16 protein-coding genes and 1 pseudogene are annotated in these 18,244 nt (G+C 55.9%); 13 read left to right on the top strand and 4 right to left on the bottom strand.

Features of this window, described 5'->3' with window-relative positions; genetic code table 11:
- Positions 1-33: 33 nt before the first annotated feature.
- Positions 34-1,215, bottom strand: coding sequence for an ABC transporter substrate-binding protein (locus NHF56_RS07320; protein ID WP_252802953.1), 1,182 nt, complete (start codon positions 1,213-1,215; stop codon positions 34-36).
- A gap of 426 nt (positions 1,216-1,641) precedes the next feature.
- Between NHF56_RS07320 and NHF56_RS07315 the strand changes: the two genes are divergently transcribed.
- The 3 genes from NHF56_RS07315 to dprA all read left to right on the top strand — a co-directional run bounded on the left by NHF56_RS07315 (position 1,642) and on the right by dprA (position 3,984).
- Positions 1,642-2,154, top strand: a complete 513-nt coding sequence (locus NHF56_RS07315; protein ID WP_252802951.1) for an acyloxyacyl hydrolase — start codon at positions 1,642-1,644, stop codon at positions 2,152-2,154.
- Positions 2,155-2,242: 88 nt separating this feature from the next.
- Complete coding sequence (plsY, locus tag NHF56_RS07310; RefSeq protein ID WP_252802949.1) at positions 2,243-2,836, top strand: glycerol-3-phosphate 1-O-acyltransferase PlsY; 594 nt, start codon at positions 2,243-2,245, stop codon at positions 2,834-2,836.
- Positions 2,836-3,984: a DNA-processing protein DprA gene (gene dprA / locus NHF56_RS07305; RefSeq protein WP_252802947.1), complete on the top strand. Its 1,149-nt coding sequence runs from the start codon at positions 2,836-2,838 to the stop codon at positions 3,982-3,984. Before plsY ends, dprA begins: the two co-directional genes overlap by 1 nt.
- On the opposite strand, the gene NHF56_RS07300 is transcribed toward dprA, so the two are convergent.
- Positions 3,940-4,173 carry a hypothetical protein gene (locus NHF56_RS07300; protein WP_252802945.1) on the bottom strand — a complete coding sequence of 78 codons (234 nt, stop codon included), beginning with the start codon at positions 4,171-4,173 and terminating at the stop codon, positions 3,940-3,942. The two genes, dprA and NHF56_RS07300, sit on opposite strands and share 45 nt — an antisense overlap.
- Positions 4,174-4,435: 262 nt before the next feature.
- Between NHF56_RS07300 and topA the strand changes: the two are divergent.
- The 6 genes and pseudogenes from topA to rpmG form a co-directional block, all read left to right on the top strand.
- Positions 4,436-7,015: pseudogene (gene topA, locus NHF56_RS07295) on the top strand (type I DNA topoisomerase); the annotation flags it as partial.
- Positions 7,016-7,020: 5 nt separating this feature from the next.
- Positions 7,021-9,354: a ribonuclease R gene (gene rnr / locus NHF56_RS07290; RefSeq protein ID WP_373456261.1), complete on the top strand. Its 2,334-nt coding sequence runs from the start codon at positions 7,021-7,023 to the stop codon at positions 9,352-9,354.
- 8 nt (positions 9,355-9,362) lie between these two features.
- A complete protein-coding gene (locus tag NHF56_RS07285; protein WP_252802941.1) occupies positions 9,363-9,800 on the top strand; it encodes a DUF983 domain-containing protein in 438 nt (145 codons plus the stop codon).
- Positions 9,800-10,519 carry an NUDIX hydrolase gene (locus tag NHF56_RS07280; protein WP_252804896.1) on the top strand — a complete coding sequence of 240 codons (720 nt, stop codon included), beginning with the start codon at positions 9,800-9,802 and terminating at the stop codon, positions 10,517-10,519. Before NHF56_RS07285 ends, NHF56_RS07280 begins: the two co-directional genes overlap by 1 nt.
- Positions 10,520-10,528: 9 nt before the next feature.
- Positions 10,529-11,713 carry an MFS transporter gene (locus NHF56_RS07275; RefSeq protein WP_252802939.1) on the top strand — a complete coding sequence of 395 codons (1,185 nt, stop codon included), beginning with the start codon at positions 10,529-10,531 and terminating at the stop codon, positions 11,711-11,713.
- A 93-nt stretch (positions 11,714-11,806) separates the two neighbouring features.
- Complete coding sequence (rpmG, locus tag NHF56_RS07270; RefSeq protein ID WP_252802937.1) at positions 11,807-11,974, top strand: 50S ribosomal protein L33; 168 nt, start codon at positions 11,807-11,809, stop codon at positions 11,972-11,974.
- A 666-nt stretch (positions 11,975-12,640) separates the two neighbouring features.
- Here rpmG and NHF56_RS07265 read toward each other — a convergent pair.
- On the bottom strand, positions 12,641-14,008 hold the full coding sequence (locus NHF56_RS07265; RefSeq protein WP_252802936.1) for a PleD family two-component system response regulator: 1,368 nt from the start codon (positions 14,006-14,008) through the stop codon (positions 12,641-12,643).
- 14 nt (positions 14,009-14,022) lie between these two features.
- A complete protein-coding gene (locus NHF56_RS07260) occupies positions 14,023-14,394 on the bottom strand; it encodes a response regulator (RefSeq protein ID WP_252802934.1) in 372 nt (123 codons plus the stop codon).
- Between the two features lie 151 nt (positions 14,395-14,545).
- Here NHF56_RS07260 and NHF56_RS07255 point away from each other — a divergent pair, with 151 nt between their 5' ends.
- The 4 genes from NHF56_RS07255 (at position 14,546) to NHF56_RS07240 (ending at position 18,229) form a co-directional block, all read left to right on the top strand.
- On the top strand, positions 14,546-14,833 hold the full coding sequence (locus NHF56_RS07255) for a DUF3572 domain-containing protein (protein WP_256995382.1): 288 nt from the start codon (positions 14,546-14,548) through the stop codon (positions 14,831-14,833).
- A complete protein-coding gene (locus tag NHF56_RS07250) occupies positions 14,830-15,504 on the top strand; it encodes a hypothetical protein (protein WP_252802932.1) in 675 nt (224 codons plus the stop codon). The genes NHF56_RS07255 and NHF56_RS07250 overlap by 4 nt, the downstream gene beginning before the upstream one ends.
- A 121-nt stretch (positions 15,505-15,625) precedes the next feature.
- Entirely contained in the window at positions 15,626-16,918 is a 1,293-nt protein-coding gene (locus NHF56_RS07245) for a DNA polymerase IV (protein ID WP_252802930.1), read from the top strand.
- Positions 16,919-16,996: 78 nt separating this feature from the next.
- Positions 16,997-18,229, top strand: coding sequence for a L,D-transpeptidase family protein (locus NHF56_RS07240; RefSeq protein WP_252802928.1), 1,233 nt, complete (start codon positions 16,997-16,999; stop codon positions 18,227-18,229).
- Positions 18,230-18,244 lie beyond the last annotated feature (15 nt).

The following is an 18,244-nucleotide window of genomic DNA, read 5'->3' as shown; positions in this document are numbered from 1 at the left end:
CTCCGGGCGGTTTCCAACCCAAAACGCGCGTGATCAGCGGTATCCGACCGTAACGATCTTGCCGCCTTCGATCTTGATTTCACGGAACTTGCCAGCACTTTCGCCGGGGCCGATCATTTCAACATCGGAAGCGCCGACATAATCGATGTCTTTGCCTTCTGCAATGAGCTTCAGACCCTTGGCCAATTCGCCCGGCAGGATTTTCTCACCCGGTGCATTTGCTACATCGGTCACCTTTTCCTTCAGCTTGGCGCTTTCGGAAGAGCCGGCCGCCTGCATGGCAAGCATGATCAAGGCAGCAGCATCGTATGCTTCTGCGCCGTAAGGACCGACCTTGCCGCCGGCTGCCTCGATTTCCTTGGCAAAGAGGTCCGCACCATTGCTGTCAGTACCCGGACGTTCGCCGTAGGAGCCGTCGAGGTCGGGGCCGATGGCCTCAGCAAGGCTGTCGCCGATCATGCCGTCAGGCAGGACGAAAGTATCGAATGCACCGGCGTCAAGTGCGCCCTGAATGATGCCCTTGCCGCCCTGGTCGAGGTAGCCAACAACGATAAGCACTTCACCACCGGCGGAAGCAAGCGAGGCTACTTCTGCACCGTAGTCACCTTTACCATCTTCGTGCGCAGCAGAGATCGTAATCTTGCCGCCCTTGGCTTCAAATGCAGACTTGATCGAATCTGCAAGGCCCTTGCCGTAATCGTTGTTCGTATAGGTCAGAGCAGCTTCCTTGACGCCCTTGTCCGACAGTATGTCGGCCAGAACTTCACCCTGACGTGCGTCAGACGGGGCCGTGCGGAAGAACAGGCCGTTATCTTCGATCGTGGACAGCGCCGGCGACGTTGCAGAAGGCGAAATCATCACTACGCCATTGGCCAAAGCCACGTTTTGCAGAACAGCAGTCGTTGCACCAGAGCACATCGCGCCAACAATGGCATTGACCTTGTCTGAAGACACAAGGCGCTCGGCGCTGGCAGTTGCTGCACCTGCGTCAACGCATGTGGAATCGCCACGCACAGCTGTCACGGTAGAACCGTCAAGAAGCGCTCCGCTGTCAGAAACTTCCTTGATGGCAAGTTCGGCGCCGGCTGCAATATCGGGAGCCAGCGATTCAAGCGGACCGGTAAAGCCCAGCAAAACGCCCAGCTTGATGTCTTCGGCCTTGGCCGGCATAGCAAGCATTGTCGTTGCCGCAAGGACTGTAAGCATCCGTTTCATAAGTTCACCCTTAGTTTGATCTAGATTGTTGTTGTAAGTGCGGGCCTTCGGTTCAGAAAGCCCAACTCCCTATGCACTTCAGGCAATGTTCGCTACCTAAGTATCCCCTCTGCCTCTCATTCCGTCGTTCCTCCCGAACACACGGTTGCATGGGCGGAGAATGCACTGGCGCTTAGTGGGAATCAAGAGCCCTGTTGCTCAAACCGTTTCAAATTCAATACTATTCAGTCGCTTAGTCCGCAGCATACTGCATGATGTGTTGCCATTTTGCCGCCGTATTTCACAAATCGGCATTTCCGAAAATTCTGGCTGGCAACACTGTTGTAATTACCCTATTCAATTGTCGATGTTATTGGAGTCGGATAGGCTTCTGGATTGCGACATAACGGTCGTAGGGTGGACAATACAGAAATCTGGGATAGTTGCATGCTTTCAAAGAAACTTCTCGCCGCGCTTTTGATCACTGCAATGCCCAGCCTTGCCGCTGCGCAGGATTATCAGCCGAAAAGCCCGTTTTCAGGCTGGACAGTGTTTTCCGCAGGCGTTCTGTTGCACGCCGACAAGGTTCTCGGCAGCGAAGCTCGCATCACCCACTATTTCGACGCCGAATACTTTCATTTCCACCCGCTGGTGGATTTTTCGGTGACAGATCAGGGCGGCGTTTGGTTCGGCGCTGGTGTGTATATTGAAGGCGAAATGCCCGTGAACACTGGAAACCTTTTCGTCGGTGCCTCATTTGCGCCAGGCGTTTACATCAGGAACAATGAATTCGACCTGGGCTATCCTCTGGAATTCCGCTCCGGCATCGAAGTGGGTTACAAAACCGAAAGCGGCTACCGCTTCTCCATTTCCTATGATCACCGTTCAAATGCGCGGATCAGAAAGATCAACCCTGGTATGGAAACCATTCAGTTCCGCATTGGTAAGCACTTCAACTGAGAGAATGGCACAGTCATTTCCTGCTGACCACTGAGCATTTTTGAAGTAAAGCACTCCGGTAAGCAGAACATGCTCGCCGGAGTTTTTTATGATTGCATATCTTCCCTTCCTCTGGGCCGCCCTTGGTGGCTATCTGCTGGGCTCCATTCCTTTCGGTCTGCTGCTGACGAAGTTTGCCGGCCTGGGCGACGTTCGCAAGATCGGCTCGGGAAACATCGGCGCGACGAATGTCCTGCGCACCGGCAACAAGAAGCTCGCTGCCGCAACCTTGCTTCTTGACGCCTTCAAAGGCACGGCTGCAGCGCTCATTGCCGGTCAGCTTGGCCTGGAGCTCGGTGTGATCGCCGGTTTTGCAGCCTTCCTCGGTCACCTGTTTCCCGTTTGGATCGGTTTCAAGGGCGGCAAGGGTGTAGCAACCTATATCGGCGTATTGCTGGGAATGGCACCGTGGGTTGCGCTGGCCTTCGCACTGGCATGGCTCGCCACCGCCTTTATCAGCCGCTACTCCTCCCTATCCGCGCTGGTTGCAACATTGATTGCCCCGGTTGTAGAATTGTTCATTGGCAATCAGTTCACCGCGGCTGCACTGGCGTTGATGACAATCATCACCTGGTGGAAGCACCGACCCAACATCAAGAAGCTCCTGGCAGGAACAGAGAGCAAAATCGGGGACAAGGGATAATGAACGAGGGCGGCGCGAAGCCAAAGGGGATCCATCTCTCCGAAAGGCAAAGGATTGCCTGGCTTCGCCTCATTCGCTCCGACAATGTTGGGCCCGTTACCTTCAAGGACCTCGTCAACAGTTTTGGTTCTGCGGAGAATGCGCTGGGAATGCTTCCCGAGCTTTCGCAGCGCGGCGGTTCAACACGATCGATTCGGGTAACCACTGAAGCAGAGGCGATCGCAGAGATGGAGCGCGCGCACCGTTTTGGCGCGCGCTTTGTCGGCATTGGTGAGCCTGAATATCCCTGGGCTCTGCGACAAATCGACGGGGCACCACCGCTTCTGGCTGTCAAAGGTGAGACGAATGTGACCGTACGACCTGCACTCGGTATCGTCGGTTCGCGAAACGCCTCCATCTCCGGTGCAAAATTTGCCAGCCTCATTGCAGCTGAGTGTGGCAGGGCCGGTTACGCGATCGTATCGGGGCTGGCGCGCGGCATCGATACGGCAGCGCACCGCGCCAGTCTCTCAACCGGTACGATCGCATGCTTTGCGGGCGGGCTGGACATGCCCTACCCGCCGGAAAACCTCCGCCTCTACGAAGACATCTGTGCCAATGGAGGCCTCGCCGTCAGCGAAATGCCATTCGGGTGGGAGCCGCGCGCTCGCGACTTTCCGCGTCGAAATCGCCTCATCGCCGGCGTTGCACTGGGTGTTGCAGTGGTTGAGGCCGCCGTGCGTTCAGGATCGCTGATCACCGCACGCCGTGCGGCGGATTTTGGCCGAATCGTCTTCGCCGTGCCGGGTTCGCCGCTTGATCCACGCAGCAAAGGCACGAATGAACTGATCCGCAATGGTGCCACTTTAATCGCTGAACCGTCACACGTGCTTGAAGCGCTGGCGCCGATCAGCCAGATCGATTTGTTTTCCCAACCGAAAGTCACCGAACCGGAATGGGAAAAGGAAAGCAGCCAAATCGTGCCTCCCGGGGAAAGCGAAAGAGAACGCATCGTTAGCGCCCTGGGGCCTACGCCGGTGGAGATCGATGATATTATTCGCCACACGGAGCTTTCTGCAGCATCGGTCTATATGGTGTTGCTGGAACTCGATCTTGCCGGTCGCCTAAGCAGACACCCCGGCGGCCTTGTCTCCCTTGACATTGGCTGATCCAAGCGGCCGGCGGCCATTTTGAATGTCACCAGCTTCCACGTAGGCCATCTCGATGAAGTAACAAAGAACGTCCGCACCTTCGCCCTTTGCAACCATCCGCAGCTCCCCCAGCATCTGTCTGATATAGGCAATGTTGTCCTGATCCGGTTTGCGAGGCTTTTCAGTCCGTTCCATATTCAAAGTCATCGCAAATTCCTTGCACAAAATGTTTAAAAGCAGGCACTTTTACCTGCAATTCTAATTTGGATCGACAATACTATATTTATCTTTAATTGCAACACAATCGGAATCCCCCATAGGTTGTATTGCTGCGGCATTTTCCGAAAAATCGGCAAATCCACTTGACCGAAACGCATTCACTGTCCATTTCGTGGGACAAGATAAGGCAGAAAATCGAATGAGCGTTGTGTTGCCAGTGCAGTCGGCGGACCTCATTCAGGAAGACAAAATGAATAATGTCGTAGTGGTAGAGTCGCCTGCAAAGGCAAAAACCATCAATAAATATCTTGGACCAGGCTATAAGGTCCTGGCGTCTTTCGGGCACGTCCGTGACTTGCCGGCAAAAGACGGCTCAGTGCTGCCGGATGACGATTTTGAAATGTCCTGGGCTGTCGATGCCGCCTCTGCAAAACGGGTGAAAGATATTGCCGATGCGGTTAAATCCGCTGACGGTCTGTTCCTCGCAACGGACCCTGATCGCGAAGGTGAAGCGATTTCGTGGCACGTGCTTGACCTGCTTCAGAAGCGCCGCGCGCTGGGAAAGAAGCCGGTCAAACGTGTTGTCTTTAATGCGATCACCAAAAAGGCCGTGCTTGATGCCATGGCCAACCCGCGAGACATTGATACTCCGCTGGTCAACGCCTATCTCGCCCGTCGCGCGCTGGATTATCTCGTCGGCTTCAATCTATCGCCGGTCCTGTGGCGCAAACTGCCTGGCGCACGATCGGCTGGTCGCGTGCAATCCGTTGCCCTGCGGCTTGTCTGCGACCGCGAAAACGAGATCGAACGTTTCGTATCGGAAGAGTATTGGCAGATTTCTGCCATCTTGCAGACACCGCGCAACGACAGTTTCGAAGCACGCCTCGTATCCGTCGACGGAAAAAGGCTCCAAAAAAATTCGATTGGCAATGGCGACACAGCCGGCGACCTGAAAGCCTTGCTGGAAGGCGCTTCCTATGTTGCGGAATCGGTTGAAGCAAAGCCGGTTAAGCGCAATCCAGCTCCCCCCTTCACAACGTCAACATTGCAGCAGGCAGCGTCCTCAAAGCTCGGCTACTCGGCCTCGCGCACGATGCAGGTTGCCCAGCGGCTCTATGAGGGTATCGATATCGGTGGCGAGACAGTCGGTCTCATCACCTATATGCGTACCGACGGCGTGCAGATGGCACCTGAGGCAATCGAAGCCGCAAGAGCGGCCATCGTTGACCAGTTCGGAAGTCGCTACTGCCCGGAAAAGCCGAGATTTTATTCGACCAAGGCGAAAAATGCGCAGGAAGCGCACGAGGCCATCAGGCCGACAGATTTCGCACGTTCCCCCGACAAGGTCCGCAAGTACCTCGACGCCGATCAGCTCAAACTCTACGACCTGATCTGGAAGCGCGGCATTGCCAGCCAGATGGCCGCAGCCGAAATTGAGCGGACAACTGTGGAAATCCTCGCCGATGGAAACGGCCGCAAGGCGGGACTGCGCGCGACCGGTTCTGTTGTCCGCTTCGATGGTTTCATTGCCGCTTACACCGATCAGAGGGAAGACGACGATCCGGTCAGCGATGATGACGGCGACGACAAGCGCCTGCCGGAGGTCAACGCACGCGAAAAGCTGGCACGCGAAAAGATCAATGCGACACAGCATTTCACCGAACCGCCACCGCGCTACAGTGAAGCATCGCTGATCAAGAAGATGGAAGAGCTCGGGATCGGTCGACCTTCAACCTATGCTGCGACGCTCGCGACGCTGCGCGACCGCGAGTATGTCACGATCGACAAGCGCAAACTCTTCCCGCAACCCAAGGGCCGGCTGGTGACAGCGTTCCTGGAAAGCTTCTTCGCCCGCTATGTGGAGTATGATTTCACGGCCGCGCTGGAAGAAAAGCTCGACAGGATTTCTGCCGGCGAATTGGACTGGAAAGACGTTCTGCGCGAATTCTGGACCGAGTTCGTCGCCAAGATCGACGAAACCAAGGAACTGCGCGTCACCAATGTGCTGGATGCGCTGAACGAGGAACTGGCACCGCTGGTCTTTCCCAAGCGCGAAGACGGATCTGATCCACGCATCTGCCAGGTTTGTGGCACCGGTCAGCTTTCGCTCAAACTTGGCAAATACGGCGCATTCGTCGGCTGCTCCAATTATCCGGATTGCAATTTCACGCGCCAGTTGACCTCAGACGGGAACGGGGCTGATGCTGCGGCCTCGAATGAGCCATCGCAGCTTGGAACAGACCCGCTGACGGGCGATGAGATCACGCTGCGCTCTGGCCGGTTTGGTCCCTATGTCCAGGCAGGCGACGGCAAGGAAGCCAAGCGCGCCAGCCTGCCCAAGGGCTGGACACCGGATAGCATCGACCTGGAAAAAGCGCTTTCTCTTCTGTCGCTTCCTCGTGATGTGGGCCAGCATCCGGAGTCCGGCAAGATGATTTCCGCCGGCATCGGACGTTACGGGCCATTCGTTCTGCACGATGGCACCTATGCAAACCTCGAATCGGTTGAGGATGTCTTTTCCATTGGTCTCAACCGCGCCGTCACCGTGCTGGCTGAAAAGCAGTCGAAAGGTGGGGGTCGTGGACGCACGGCGACCACAGCGCTCAAGGAGCTTGGAGACCATCCCGATGGCGGCGCCATCACCGTGCGTGATGGCCGCTACGGACCCTACGTCAATTGGGGTAAGGTGAACGCCACGCTGCCGAAAGGCAAAGATCCTCAATCGGTGACACAGGAAGAAGCGTTGCAGCTCATTTCCGAGAAGGCAGGCAAGGGCAAACCGAAAAAAGCTGCGCCCAAAAAAGCTGCCAAGAAGAAAACCAAGAAAGAGTGACCGTGAGCAAAAAGCCGCGAAACAGGATTGAAGGCTCAGGACCAAAGCGCGGCTCCGAGGATGCTTCTGTTGGTCGGGAGCCAGAATTCCGCCACGGTGAAGTGCCGCCCCGTGAGGTCATCTTGCGGTTCATCGCCGAGCATCCCGAAAAGGCTTCCAAACGTGAACTCTACAAGGCTTTCGGCCTGAAAGGTGGAGCACGTATTGAACTGAAGGATTTGCTAAGGGACTTGGAAGACGATGGCCTGGTGGAGAAGCGCCGAAAAACGCTCGTCAGACCTGGCGCACTTCCCCCCGTGACCGTTCTCGACATTACCACCAGAGACAGCGATGGCGGTCTGCTCGCTCGGCCCGCAGAATGGCTGGAAGACGGTGTGGCCCCGGCCGTCACCGTCCGTCAGTCCCCTTCCAACGGACGGAAGAAAACGCCGGCTGCCGGCATTGGCGACAGAGTTTTGGCCCGCATCTTTCCCAGCAAGGACAAAGACGGGCCGGCCTATAGCGCGCGCATCATCAAGGTCATCGACAAGCGGAAAAACGCAACGATGGGTGTCTTTCGGGATATGCCGGGCGGTGCGGGGCGTATTGTACCCATTGAGCGGCGCGGCGACGAACTGACGGTCGATCCGGAATTCATCGGAGACGCAAAAGACGGCGATCTCGTCGAGATCGAGACAACACGCATCGGGCGTTATGGCCTGCCGCGCGCCAAGGTCCTCTCGGTCATCGGATCGGTCGCATCGGAAAAGGCAATCTCGATGATTGCCATTCATGCACACGGAATTCCCCATATATTCCCGGACAGCGTGATCCGGGAAGCGGAAGAGGCCAAGCCTGCCGATTTCGTCAAACGTGAAGACTGGCGTTCCGTTCCGCTGATCACCATCGACCCAGCGGATGCCAAGGATCACGACGACGCCGTATTCGCCGAGGAGGATACCTCTCCGGACAATCCGGGCGGCGTCATTGTCACCGTGGCAATTGCCGATGTGTCCTGGTATGTCCGTCCGAATTCAGCTCTGGATCGCGAAGCGTTAAAACGCGGCAACTCGGTCTATTTCCCTGATCGCGTCGTGCCCATGTTGCCCGAGCGTATCTCCAACAACCTTTGCTCATTGCGCGAGGGCGAAGACCGCCCTGCCCTTGCCGTGCGCATGGTTTTCTCTCATGAAGGGCGCAAGGCAAGCCACACCTTCCATCGGGTGATGATGAAAAGCCTGGCCAAGCTTTCCTACCAGCAGGCCCAAGCCGCATTCGATGGAGAGCCGGACGATAAAACGGCGCCGATTCTCCAGAGTGTCCTAAAACCCCTGTGGCATGCCTACAAGATCATGGCCAAGGGCAGAGACCGCCGTCAGCCGCTCGATCTGGACCTTCCCGAGCGCAAGCTGCTTTTGAAGGAAGACGGCACCGTTGACCGAGTGTTCGTGCCGCCACGGCTTGAAGCCCACCGTCTGATTGAAGAGATGATGATCCAGGCCAATGTCTGCGCGGCCGAAACACTGGAGAAAAAGCGCCAACCGCTGATCTATCGCGTGCACGATGTTCCCTCCCTTGCCAAGCAGGAAGTGCTGCGCGAGTTTCTCGGCACGCTCAACATGAACCTCGCCAAGGGCGGAAATCTGCGCGCCAACCATTTCAACGGGATTCTTGCGCAAGCGCATGGCACACCGCATGAAACCATGGTGTCGGAAATGGTGTTGCGCTCGCAGAGCCAGGCGATCTACAGTCCGGAGAATATCGGTCACTTCGGCCTCAATCTGATGAAATACGCCCATTTCACCTCGCCGATCCGTCGATATGCGGACCTGATTGTGCATCGGGCGCTCGTTGGCGCGCTCGGGCTTGGTGAAGGTGCCATCACGCCAAAGGAAGAAGAGGCGCTGGACGATATTGCCGCGGAAATCTCCACCTTCGAGCGCCGCGCCATGGCTGCCGAACGCGACACCGTCGATCGTCTCGTTGCACACTATCTCGCCGGTCGGGTGGGGGAAGAATTTGACGGGCAGGTATCCGGTGTCACCAGGGCGGGACTTTTTATCGCATTGCCGCAATATGGCGCCGATGGTTTTGTACCGATCTCGACACTGGGGAGTGACTACTTCATATATGATGAAGCGCACCAGGCCTTGACTGGCGAAAAGACAGGTCTCGGATACCGGCTGGGGGATAGTGTGAGTGTTCGGCTCGCAGAAGCTGCCCCGCTTGCGGGTGCATTGAGGTTTGAAATGCTGAGTGAAGGCCGCAAAATGCCGACCGCCATACGATCCTTCCACAAATCCGGGAGGCGACCGAACAAGAAGCCGGGAACGCGTCCCAAACGCGGCCGCAGATAGGTAGAGATATGGAACGCCATGACTTCGTTGAAAACGTCGCCGCCAAGGAACCGCGGCCGCTGGGGCGCTCGATCAAGCGCGGCATTCTCAATACCTGCCCCGCTTGCGGCAGTGCGCGCCTCTTTCGCGCCTTTCTGAAGCCGGTCGACATCTGCCCTGCATGCGGCGAAGAGCTTTTCCATGAACGCTCCGATGACCTCCCGCCCTACCTCGTGATTGTTGTTGTCGGACACGTTCTCATGACGGCCTATATGTTGACGGACGCGATGATGCCGGATGCACTTTGGGTGCATCTCGTTGTGTGGGTGTCCTTGGCGATCCTCACTTCGCTTTTGACGATCCAGCCCATAAAAGGCGGCGTTATCGGCCTGCAATGGGCGCTTCGCATGCACGGCTTCGGCGACACGCCCGATCCGATCGAAGAAAACCGGAAACCGGGCAAGTGATGGACGTCGGGGTAAAGTCACGCCTGCCGGAGGCCGATCACCTGGCAAAATCCGGCGAGCACCCGAATATTGCACCCAAAGATGCGTCGACACTGATTATTCTGGACCGGTCTGGAGGCGGGATTCGCTTTCTCGCCGGGCGGCGAAGTGACAAACATGTGTTCATGCCGGGATTTTATGTCTTTCCCGGCGGAAGGCTAGATCGATCGGACCACTCGAGCCCAAGGGCAGACAGCCTTCATCCGGCTGTGGCGGAAAAATTGCTCCAGTTTTCCGGCAGGCGTATGAATCCACGCCGCGCCGAGGCTTTGGGTGTCGCGGCGATACGCGAAACCTTCGAAGAGACGGGACTTGTGATTGGTAAGCCCCAGCCTGCACAGCCAGGCAGGCTCGGTTTCCTGCCCTCCATCGCCCACTTGCGCTTTGTCGCCAGAGCCATCACGCCACCGGGGCGGATAAAGCGCTTTGACACACGCTTCTTTGCAGTCTTTGCCGATGAAGTTGATCTTGATCCGGCATCAGCCAAATCTAGCCACGAGCTGGAAAATCTGGAGTGGGTGCCATTGGCGGATTACAGCACAATAAAGGTACCGTCCATTACGCGCACCGTATTGGGTGATCTGGCCGAAACGCTTGACATTGCTCCAGCTTTACCTTTTGGAAGACCTGTGCCTTTCTACCATGTGCGACATCGGAGATTCTTCCGGGAAGAGCTTTGAGGACCGGGGATGGAAATATCAAATGCGCGGGAAAAGGCGCCAACGGAGAACATCCGTTGGAGATCGTTTATTGCAGCCTCGACCTCAGCCACAGCGGTCGGCCTTGCTATCGGCCTGGGATTGCCACTTCTCAGCATTATCCTTGAAAAAAGAGGAATCCCCTCAAGTCTGATAGGGCTCAACACGGCGATTGCGGGATTGGCCTCAATGGCCGCTGCACCATTGACGTCAAAGCTCGCACACCGTTTCAGTGTGCCTGCAGTGATGCTCTGGTCCGTGCTGATTGCGGCAATCAGCGCAGTCGGCTTCTACTACGCCAAGAGTTTCTGGGCCTGGTTTCCGCTACGTTTCACGTTCCACGGTTCGATTACCGCGCTGTTCATTCTGTCCGAATTCTGGATCAACGCATCCTCGCCACCGCACAAGAGAGGTTTTGCACTCGGGGTTTATGCAACCCTCCTTGCTATCGGCTTTGCGCTGGGACCGCTTCTCTTCTCGATCCTGGGCAGCGACGGCCTTCTGCCTTTTGCTGTCGGCAGCGTCATTATTTTGACCGCGGCGATTCCCGTCTTCGTCGCGCGGCGCGAATGTCCGGTCCTCGACGAGAAGCCCGGAAGCCATTTTATGCGCTACATCTTCCTGGTGCCAACGGCCACAGCTGCCGTCTTCATCTTCGGTGCGGTTGAGGCAGGCGGCCTGTCCCTCTTTCCCATCTATGCGACACGCGCGGGCTTTTCTGAATCCCAGGCTGCGCTCTTGTTGACGATGATGGGGGTCGGGAGCATGGTCTTCCAGATCCCCATCGGCGTGCTTTCAGACAAGATGCGGGACCGTCGCAGTCTTCTGTCCTTGATCGCTGTCGTTGGTCTGGCAGGATCGCTCACCCTGCCTATGCTCATAGAAAACTGGATCGTGACAGCTGTCGTGTTGCTCTTCTTCGGCGGATCGGTTGCCGGCCTATATACCGTCGGCCTCAGTCACTTGGGGGCGCGACTCACTGGTTCCGACCTTGCAGCAGCCAATGCGGCTTTCATTTTCTGCTATGCAATGGGAACGGTTGTGGGGCCGCAGGCCATCGGCAGTGCCATGGATGCCTTCGGGAAAGACGGATTTGCATGGTCAATTGCCGTGTTCTTTGGCATTTATGTGCTTCTATCGGGACTTCGTCTGATTTTCCGGCCGAAACGCTCTTGACTTTTCGAGCGCGATTTGTAGTTTCGCGCCAGAATTCGCCGTGGACCACAATCGGTTTGCCACGGCTTCATTTTTATTAGAGGCAAGACCACCATGGCGAAAGCAACAACGATCAAGATCAAGCTGCTGTCTACGGCCGACACCGGCTTCTTCTACGTTACGAAGAAGAACAGCCGCACCATGACCGAAAAGATGACAAAGACCAAGTACGATCCGGTCGCGAAGAAGCATGTCGAATTCAAGGAAGCGAAGATCAAGTAACAACTTGATTATTTCTGATCGACTATGGGGGGCGCGCAAGCGCCCTTTTTTGTTGCCCATGCTTGATTGAAATAAAAAAGACCGCCTGTCGATAAAACAGGCGGTCTTGATAAGGGGCCGGCTGGCAGTGGTCACGGCACGAGGAAACCGGATTCCATTACCAACCGACCGACCCCACGACCCAGGAGATGCGGCGGACCTGAGCATCATGGGGTAAAGCTGAACGCTTGAGCGTCCCGTCTTGAGCCAAACATTCGCGCAAAACAGAAAAAAGATCAACGTTTTCTTAACTCTTCCAAGAAACATATGCGCAACACGGTTAATTTCACGAATTAAATCTTCCGACCAACGCATCGAGAGACAGTAAGTGTCTCTCTTTGACTTTGCCTTGGTCTCGACACAGCAACAGGTGTGCCGCCTCAAAACGAATGCGTCGATTTGTCCAGCCATGATACTGAAATGATTATAATAATCGTTTCCAAAAAAGCATCTGAAGGACTGAGACCAGCGGTGAAGGACATGGCAATTCGCCAACGGATAGAGTTCCAGTCCGTTCAGCGAGGCTGTTCTAGAGCCCGCCGCTGAAACTGAGGCACCAATCACAATTCGTTTGTGGATAAAGCTGCATTTATTCAGCAATTACAACGACTGACAGCCCCGCCGAGGTCACGCGGCTGCAGAAACGACCCTGTTGCGTCCGGCATTCTTGGCATCGTAAAGTGCCTTGTCGGCATTGCGGAGCATACCCTCCGGGCCTGCAACTGCACCGGCATTGGAGGCAATACCCAGAGATGCCGTCACCTTTAATGACAGGCCGATGCTCTTTACTTCAAAGGGCTGTGTTTCGATAGCCTCACGCAAGCGCTCCGCAATGGCAGCCGCCGCTTCCGAAGACGTATCGGGCATAACGACGACGAACTCTTCGCCACCGTAACGACAGGCCAGATCGGCGCCACGCACCGCAGCACGAATACGGTTCGCAAATTCGCGCAAGACCTCATCCCCGACATCGTGTCCATATGTGTCGTTGATCGTCTTGAACCGGTCGATATCGGTCATGCAGACCGAAAGCGCCCTTCCCCGTGCCGCCGCACGATCAAACAAGAGCTGGAAATGATTTTCCAGATAGCGGCGATTATTCAGCCCGGTGAGCGGGTCCGTCACCGCCAATTCAATCGTCTGGGCGACATCAGAACGCAGCTTTTCATTATAGCGCTTGCGCCTGATTTGCGTCAGGCTGCGGGCGATCAGTTCATTGGGATCGACCGGGCGCATAATATAATCGTTCACACCCAGGTCCAACGCTCGAACCACAAGATGTTCAGCGCCCTCGTCCGTCATCAGCAGCACGGGAATAAAGCGTGTGCGCTCCAGCGAGCGCAACTGCGAACACAACCTCAAGGGATCGTAGTCGTCAAAATTCGTATTGACGATAATGAGATCGAAGCTGCTGTCTGCCGCCTCGAAAAGCGCGGCCTGCGGATCAGACATGGTCGTCACATCTGCAATGGGGCGCAGGATCTTCAACACGCGCTCCTGGGAGCTGGCACGACCATCAACAAGCAGAATGCGGCCCGGTTCGTCATTGACCTTGTTATTGAGTGCGGACATTGCACCAAAGGAATGCGCCGTTTCCGCACGTATGCGCAGTTCGTCGCTCAAGGCCTTGAGCCTCAACAGGCTCTTCACCCGTGACATCAGTTGCAGGTCGTTGACCGGCTTGGTCAGAAAATCGTCCGCGCCCGCCTTGAGCCCACGCACACGGTCGGCTGGCTGGTCAAGCGCTGTGACCATCACCACGGGAATATGGGCCGTGCGCGGATTGGCCTTCAACCGCTCGCAAACTTCAAACCCATCGATACCCGGCATCATAATATCCAGAAGCACGAGATCGACCTGCGTCCTAGAGCAGAGATCCAGCGCATCAAGACCATTATCCGCCGTCAGAACGTCGAAATATTCTGCAATGAGCCTCGCTTCAAGAAGCTTCACATTGGCTGGAATATCGTCAACGACTAAAATGCGCGCTGTCATATTTTATCTCTCGCTCAGGCGTCGCCGAGGTAAGTTTTGATTGTTTCCAGGAACTTTGGCACGGAAATTGGTTTCGAAACGTAAGCTTCGCAGCCTCCCTGCCGAATGCGCTCCTCATCGCCTTTCATGGCAAAGGCGGTGACAGCAATCACCGGTATCGTATGAAGGTCGTCATCTTCCTTGAGCCATTTTGTGACTTCAAGGCCGGAAACTTCCGGAAGCTGAATATCCATCAAAATGAGGTCTGGCCTGTGCTCACGCGCAAGGTCCAGCGCCTCCATGCCATTGCGGGTCTGAACTGTGGAATAACCGGACGCCTCGATCAGGTCTCTGAAGAGCTTCATATTGAGCTCGTTATCTTCGACGATCATCACTTTTTTCGTCATGCGACCGGCAACCTCCTGGTTCATTTATCCGAAATGCAAGGTAACCTAAGGACAAATACCGATGCGATTCCGACTTATTTCTTGTGAGATTAGACTCACTTAGTTGAATAAAAGGTAACTCGCGGAAACAAAAAATAGGAAGGATTGGCTTTTGGGTGAAGAAAAGCTGAGCGCGGAGGAAATAGCAATTGCCATTCTTGGGTGGTTAAGCACAGAATCAGACATGATGGGACGGTTTTTAAGTCTCAGCGGTCTGGAGGCGGAGGACATGCGCGCACTTGTATCGGACAGGGGGTTTCAGGCCGGCCTGCTGGATTTCGTGATGGCGCATGAACCCAGCCTCCTAGCCTTTTGCAGCGCCTACGGTCTGTTGCCCGAAGAAGTGAACGCCGCCTGGCAGAAGCTTTCAGGCCCAGTCTATGGAGGAACCGGAGCATGAAAACGGTCGGTCTCGAAAGCGTAACATTGTCAGGACGACCGGTTATCATCAGCGATGTCGACGATGTCGTTCTGTCCTTCATCGATCCCTTCCAGCGATTTTTGGAGGCAAATGCACTCCGTTTTCTCCCCCGTTCATTTCGCTTGACCGGAAACATCGTGCGCGCATCGAATGAAGAAGCGATCGACGAATTGGCTGTGCGCAAAATGCTGCACGACTTTTTTGAAGCGCAGGCTGATTGGCAACTGCCGTTCGATGACGCGCCAGCCACGCTCGAGCTCCTGGCGAAGGACGCGGACGTCATATTCCTGACGGCAATGCCACCCGGTTTTCTCAATCAGCGAAGAGCGCTGCTCGACACGCTTGGATTTCATTATCCGCTTGTGGCCACGCTCGAACCAAAGGGACTGGTCGCGGCACGAATCATGGGTGCCTCACCTTCAAAGTCGGTGTTCATTGACGACATGGCCCACAATGTGATCTCCGTGGGTGACCACCTGCCGGACTGTCTGTTAATCCATATGCCGCCGGATAGCCCTGTCCACGCAATGGCACCCAAGGCAGACAACGGTGCCGTAATCGCCCGCAGTTGGACCGAGGCAAAAACACACATCATCGGCCATTTCGGCATTACTGAAACACCACCAATCCAGGCCATCACAAACGCGTAGCCGCCGAGCGCATGCTGTCTATTTGTGGCCTCCTCGGATCCCGCAGCTTCACAAAAAGCTGGATCATGATACAGTCCACTGTGTGCATGTTCACTTTTAGTTCTATTAAATCCGGGCTGCCATGACGGACGCAAGGTTCCTATGCAGAGACTGTCTCGAATACCAGCCAGCGACAACCAAGCGTTGCCGGTATTGCGGAAGCCCGCGTCTCCTGAACCATCCCGAGCAGAACGACCTGACGCTCGCCCATATTGATTGCGACGCTTTTTACGCCTCGGTCGAGAAACGGGATAATCCCGAACTCGCCGACAAGCCGGTCATCATTGGTGGCGGCAAACGCGGTGTGGTTTCCACGGCCTGTTATGTGGCCCGCATAAATGGCGTTCGTTCCGCCATGCCGATGTTTAAAGCGCTGGAGCTTTGCCCAGACGCCGTCGTCATAAAACCGAATATGGAAAAATATGCAAAGGTGGGGCGCGAAGTTCGCCAACTCATGCAGGAACTGACCCCGCTGGTCGAACCGATTTCAATCGACGAAGCCTTTCTGGAACTCAAAGGCACGGAGCGTTTGCACCGGGACCCTCCGGTGCGCGTATTGGCCAGACTTGCCAATCGCGTAACAAACGAACTGGGCATCACCATTTCCGTCGGCCTTTCCTACTGCAAATTCCTGGCCAAGGTTGCATCGGACCTCGAGAAGCCGCGCGGATTTTCCGTCATCGGCAGAGCGGAAGCGCCAACATTTCTTGCCGATAAGCCGGTCAAACTGATCTGGGGTGTCGGTCGCGCCTTTGAGCAGACGTTGGCGCGCGATGGCATCACAAAAATCGGCCAGCTTCAGACCATGGAAGAAACCGATCTCATGCGCCGCTACGGCGTCATGGGCAAGAGGCTCTACCACCTCTCACGCGGGCAGGACAGCCGCGACGTTCACCCATCCTCCGGCGCAAAAAGCGTTTCGGCCGAAACAACCTTTTTTGACGACATAGACGACAAGAAAGAACTGACAGGACACCTGCGAACGCTGAGCGAAAAAGTCTCTCGCCGGCTGAAAAAATCCGGTTATGCCGGACTGACTGTCACGTTGAAGCTGAAAACAAAGGACTTCAAATCCCGCACCCGCAATTTGACGTTGGAAAGCCCGACCCAATTGGCGGATAGAATATTCCGCGCTGGTGAACTTATGCTCGCCAAGGAGCTGGACGGCACAAAATTCCGCCTGATCGGGATTGGCGTGTCGACACTGAGCTCTCCGCAATTGGCCGATCCCCATGATTTGGTCGATCTTGACGCCGGCAGACGGGCTGCTGCGGAGGCAGCCATGGATTCGCTTCGTGACAAGTTCGGCTTGAAAAGCATTGAAACCGGTTACACTTTCCGCGCGCCGCCCACGAAGCCCGCTCAAAAAAGTTGAACCCTTGGGAAATTCAGGCAAATATTCTTTAATCTATCCCCGTTATTGTCTCAAAATAACGAGTATTAAAGGTGTCCCATGCGTATTCTGCCAGTATTTGCGGCTTCCCTCCTTTGCTTTACGGCACTGAGCGGTCACGCCGAGGCCGGAACAGGTCAGGCCCTTCAGATCATTGTATCGAAAGACTTGCAACGGGTAACAGTCTACGATGGACTGGACGTGGTTGCGCAGTCGAAAGTCTCCACGGGAAAACCAGGCCACACGACCCCATCCGGCATCTTCTCCATCCTGGAGAAACGCAAGTTTCACCGCTCGAATATTTATAGCAACGCGCCGATGCCCTGGATGCAACGCATCACATGGTCCGGTGTTGCGCTTCACGAATCCAATAGCGTACCCGATTATCCCGCATCCCATGGCTGCGTACGGTTGCCTGCCGCATTTGCCAAAAGCCTCTTTGAGATGACGGAACGCGGCGCACACGTGATCATTTCTGATGCTGAGGTGACGCCGCAGCTGTTAAGCGGAAGCGCATTGCCGAAGCCGCAGATTGAAGAAGCCGTTCCCATGGTCAGCGACGCTCCATTGCGAGCCTCGATCGGTTCGTCAAGCAACGAAACCGTCGAAGTGGCCATGAATGATCCGAATCCGGAATTGGGCGTCAAGCAGGAAGCGCAGCGCGATCCGATTTACATCCTGATCACCCGCACAAGCGAGCGCGATCGCGTCGCTGAAATTCAGGAGCGCCTGAATGCGATCGGTTACGATGCCGGGACAGTAGACGGTATCCTTGGCCGCCTTACTCTTCGGGCCATCAACGATTTTCGCACCGTTTATCAGTTGACCCCGGGTAAGGGTCTTGACGACGATTTCGTCGCGGCTCTCGCAGCTCGCGACTTGAAGGGACCGATCGCAAACGGGCGGGTGATGATCCGCGAGAACTTCAAGGAAATCTATTCAGCCGGCGTTACGATCGACGAGCCCCAGAAAGCGCTCGGTACACATTTCATGGAGGCCCGCGACGTTTCACCGACAGACGGGACAGTCAATTGGTACGGCGTTTCGCTGGCTAACCATCTGAGCACCCGCGAACAGGCGCGCATGGGCATCATAGAGCAGGCCGACGATCCTGCCTTCAACAGCGCAACGAATGCGCTAGCGCGCATACATATGCCTGAAGAGGCCCGCAAAAAGATCGCAACTCTGATGGGTGAAGGCTCGGCCCTCACGATCACCGACACCGGCCATCAGCCTGAGACCGGACTGGGAACAAATTTCATCACGCTCACCCGGAAAGCTCCGCAAAGCTGACCTGGATCGCGCCGC

The sequence above is a fragment of the Rhizobium sp. L1K21 genome (genome assembly GCF_024055895.1).
In the GTDB taxonomy this organism is placed as follows: domain Bacteria; phylum Pseudomonadota; class Alphaproteobacteria; order Rhizobiales; family Rhizobiaceae; genus Ensifer_A.
The sequence above is the reverse complement of the archived record's forward strand: the minus strand, read 5'-3'. Positions and strand labels throughout refer to the sequence as shown.